Below are 4,178 nucleotides of genomic sequence, written 5' to 3' on the forward strand. Positions count from 1 at the left end.
CTTGATGGAAATGACGTCGGCACCAGTGGACGAGCTCGTCGAGCTGGGCGGGGGATGGAATCCGGTGCCGGCTCGAAACGTGAAGCTCGAGCCCGGGCAGGATCTCGACACGGGTCCAGTGAGACCTCGAGATGTGCTCGGGTACGACCTCGGACGCGGGCAGCTCCTGCTTGGAGCCAATCGCTCGCCGAACCTCGTCGAGCGTAAGTCCGCGCTCCTGCAGAGCTTTCACACGTAAGAGCTGCTCGAGATGGGCGCGGTCGTACCGCGCTCCCCGGCCCAAACCGTGCGGAGGAGGGATGAGTCCCTCCTGAACGTAATAACGAACCGTGCGCCTGGAAACACCGCCGAGGTTGGCCAGCTCGCCGATTGAGTATTCGTCAGATACCACGAAGCAATAATACGACAGTTACTGGCGTATTTTCAACTGTCGCATTTAGCCTGCTTCGCGGCTTGCGCGTACGATGTTTCCGGAGGCACGCCCCCCTCCGCCGGGGCCAGCCGGGCGCTATTCGACGACGACGATCTCGAATCCCTTCGAGACGTTTACGTCCGAGGGGGCGACGCTCCCTGTCTTGGTGACGCCCACGGTGAACGTGAAGATTCCCGCGCGGCTCGGGACGCCGCTGATGACCCCTTCGTCGTTGAAACCCACGCCGGGTGGAAGAGTTCCCGAGATCAGGAACCACTGGCCGACGTCGCATTCGGCTCGCAGGGAAGCAAAATAGGCACCGCCCACCTGCCCTTGAGGCAGCTGGTTCGTCAGAATGGCTTGATCGCAGCACCCACCCAAAGCAAGCATTAGCATCGAAGCCAGAAGTCCAGCGGCTCTGTGTCTGAGAGTCGGGTGGGACGCCCACGGCGGTCCCGGTCTCTTCGTGCGTGATATCCCTGTCACAATCTTCTCCCCGGGCGTATCCCAAGAAAGCGAGTGGAAACCGTAGCGACGGTTCTGGCGGCAGCTGCATTATATAAGGAGATAAGAGTCGGTTGCTTCGAGAATGCGTGGACGCGACGATTGACCCCGACGGTTGACGGGAACCGGTCGGTATCATTACCTCCGCTTCGCCCGACTCGAGGGAGCGACCCGATAGCCGAAGTCCAGCTCGACCGGCTCGCCCTTCGCGACCAGGATGTTCTCCGCCTTCACGTCACGACGGACGATGCCGCGTTCGTGGGCGGTCGCAAGGCCTTCGCCGACCTGATTCGCGATCCGAAGGAATCTGCCTACCAGCATCTCCCACTTCTTCCTCATCGACCCTCCGATTCGCCGGGATCTCATGGGTCCCGAGCGTCGGCTCCCTGATAGTGAAGACGGACGCGTTCGGCTTTTTTCGGGAGAAAGAGGCGGAAGGACGCTATCCGCTCTGGCCAAACCCAGGGGCCGAGGCGCGGACTTCGAGCGGCTGCCTGCAGTAGGCGCAGAACTTCCACTCGGGCTCGATCCGGTGGCCGCACGAGCGGCAGGACGGCAAACTCGACAGCCCGCAGTAGGGGCAGCCAACGAAGTCGGACTCCAGCTCGGCTCCGCACCGCTTGCAGATGAGCTCATTGGTTCGCTCGGTCGCCATCACGCGAACGACCTCTTCGAGCGATGTCTCGCCGGCGATGAGCCGGTCACAGGCCTTGTGCAGAAGACTCCGCATGCCGAAATTCTCGGCGGCCTTGATGATCTTGTCCTCGGAGGCCTTGTGGTAGATGAGCTCCCGTACCGAAGGGGTGACCCGAAGGAGCTCGAAGACGCCGGTGCGACCCGAATAGCCGGTTCCGGAGCATTCCGAACAGCCTTCACCCTCGTAGAGCTGCAGCGACCTCGCGGGTCGGTTGACGGTCAGTAGCTTGTCGACCCACGCCTTGAAATGTCCCGACTCGATTCGCCCCACGCTCGGGTGAAAAGCCACGCGCCAGTCCGTCTTGTGGCGTCGCGTCAGGATCGTCTTGAGCCCAGCCAGCTCGCTGTCGGTATACGAAGTGGGCACCTTGCAATGCTCGCAAATGACACGGAGGAGCCTTTGCGACAACACCGCGGTCACCGCCGAGCCCACGAGGTACGGAGGGATGCCCATGTCGACCAGGCGCGCGACGGCGGAAGACGCCGTGCTCGTATGCAAAGTCGAGAGCACCAGGTGCCCGGTCAGCGACGCTTTCAGAGCCACCGAAGCGGTCTCCTCGTCTCTCATTTCTCCGACGTAAATCACGTCCGGGTCTTGACGCAGCACCGAACGGAGCCCGACGGCAAAACTGAGGCCGGCTTTCTCGTTGATCTGCACCTGATTGATCGCATCGATTCCGAACTCGATCGGGTCCTCGAGGGTGACGATGTTCAGCGTGCGGACCTTCATCTCGCCGAGCGCGGCGTACAGAGTCGTCGTCTTGCCGCTGCCCGTCGGCCCGGTTACGAGCACCACGCCCTGGGGCTGGTTCACGAGCTCGCGGAACGTCGAGAGCGTCTCTTCGTCCATCCCGAGCTTCTCGAGCGACGGAAGCGCGGTTCGTGGGAGAACACGAATGACCACCTTCTCACCGTGCTTCGCGGGAAGGGTGGAGATACGAAGATCGATCCGCTGACCGTCGATGCGCACCTGGAGCCGGCCGTCTTGAGGAAGCCGCTTCTCGGCAATGTCCAGTCGAGAGATGATCTTGATTCGAGAAGTCACCGCCGGCTGGATCCATTTCGGGAGCGTCATCCGGTTTTGCAGGATTCCGTCCACCCGGGTGCGAACCATGAGCTGCTTTTCTCCGGGCTCGATGTGGATGTCACTCGCTTTTTCCCGGATGGCCTCGGCGAGGATGAGATTGACGACGCGCACCACCGGGAGGGCCTCGCTCAACCGGCGGAGCTTTTGTTCATCGAGCCGCGGCTCGCCCTTGTTGATGACCTCGATCGCTATCGACTGGGGAGGCATGTCCCCGATGAGAGCGTTCAGCGTCTCGGCAACGTTGTAGTGCCGATTGATCGCCGCGTTGATCGCTTTCGACAGACTGATGACCGGAAGAACCTCGTGCCCGGTGTGGAAGCGGACGTCCTCGAGCGCGTAGATGTCCAGCGGGTCGGACATCGCGAGACTGATGCCCTTCTCGGCGAGCTTGATCGGAAACACCTGGTGCTTTCGCGCCAGTTTCTCGTCGACGGCGGCGACCGCCTCGGCCTCGATGTCCGTCGAGCTCAGGTCGACGAACGGCAGGGCGAGCCTCTTCGCCAGGGCGCGGGCGATGTCGATTTCCTTGGCATAACCCTTTTCGACGACGATCGCGCCCAGCCGCTTTCGCTCCTCTCGCTGACACTCGAGGCACTCCTCGAGTTGCTCCTGAGTAATGAGCCCGCAGCCGACGAGTATTTCTCCGAGTTTCTCTTTCAGGTTGGTCCTCTAAGTAGATCTTGGGGTTGCCAGCACCGCGCTCATACGGATCGGTTCTGGTTGTGCTTACGCAAGTCGCATGCCAGAGAACGAGACGCTCGGGTTGTCGAATCTTGGGAAGGCCGGACGTCAGAAAGTGCCAGTGGGATAAGGCAAACTCCATGGTGGGAACGAGTTATCGAGCTCGGTTGGCCTTTCTTCCGTGAGTCGCCGCGACCCATGTCGGCGTACCGGATCGGTACGTTGTAGGGGAATCCCTGCGCGCAAACGAACCGGACCAACAGCGATGCTTCGTTCTGCGGAGCTGGCGAGCATCGCCTGCATTACCTGGTTTAGAATTCGACCGGGTTGGAAGGAAAAAAACCCATCCTTGGTCCGCCGTAAGGCTCGGCGGAGCGCGCGATTCAAATTTCGCTCTGAAGAGGCCGCGGTGTGGACTGAGACCCCGAAAGGAGACTGTGATGCGCCAGCTCGTTTTACTCGTTTCGACCGCAACGTTCGTCTTGTCATCGGCCGTTGGCTTGGCCATCGCCGAGAATCGATCCGAGTTCGGGGAACGAGTCGCGGGGACGTATTTGTCGAACGGCGGGGACGACGCCGTGATCCTGCAGCTTGGCCGCGACGGCAACGTGACCGTAATCCTGTCCGAACAGTTCTTGAGCCTCGGGGTCATCGGCGAGTCTTTCAGCGACACGCTGGGTACATGGAAGAGAGCCGGGAATAGAAAGATCGTAGCGAGCTCGGTCAACATTGCGTTCGACGGGGAGATCTTCGTCGGCGTGGCGGCGGCGAAGTACGTGATCTCCTTCGATCCCCCCT

Annotated in this window: 5 protein-coding genes; 1 reads left to right on the forward strand and 4 read right to left on the reverse strand. The window is 61.4% G+C overall.

The features are described 5' to 3' along the window. The 4 genes from VEK15_31715 to VEK15_31730 all read right to left on the reverse strand — a co-directional run. On the reverse strand, positions 1-391 hold a 391-nt coding region (locus VEK15_31715; protein ID HXV65306.1), incomplete at its 3' end, for a MerR family transcriptional regulator. 117 nt (positions 392-508) lie between these two features. Next, entirely contained in the window at positions 509-808 is a 300-nt protein-coding gene (locus VEK15_31720; protein HXV65307.1) for a putative Ig domain-containing protein, read from the reverse strand. 246 nt (positions 809-1,054) lie between these two features. Then, complete coding sequence (locus VEK15_31725) at positions 1,055-1,255, reverse strand: hypothetical protein (protein HXV65308.1); 201 nt, start codon at positions 1,253-1,255, stop codon at positions 1,055-1,057. 103 nt (positions 1,256-1,358) lie between these two features. Continuing rightward, on the reverse strand, positions 1,359-3,359 hold the full coding sequence (locus VEK15_31730) for an ATPase, T2SS/T4P/T4SS family (protein HXV65309.1): 2,001 nt from the start codon (positions 3,357-3,359) through the stop codon (positions 1,359-1,361). 461 nt (positions 3,360-3,820) lie between these two features. Here VEK15_31730 and VEK15_31735 point away from each other — a divergent pair. Then, a partial coding sequence (locus VEK15_31735; GenBank protein ID HXV65310.1) for a hypothetical protein occupies positions 3,821-4,178 on the forward strand: 358 nt, incomplete at its 3' end.

It is taken from the genome of Vicinamibacteria bacterium, assembly GCA_035620555.1.
Classification (GTDB): domain Bacteria; phylum Acidobacteriota; class Vicinamibacteria; order Marinacidobacterales; family SMYC01; genus DASPGQ01.

Bases quoted from the DNA above. Each gene is read 5' to 3' on its own strand.
- VEK15_31720 (HXV65307.1), bottom strand. From the start codon at position 808: ATGCTAATGCTTGCTTTGGGTGGGTGCTGCGATCAAGCCATTCTGACG.
- VEK15_31725 (HXV65308.1), bottom strand. From the start codon at position 1,255: ATGAGGAAGAAGTGGGAGATGCTGGTAGGCAGATTCCTTCGGATCGCG.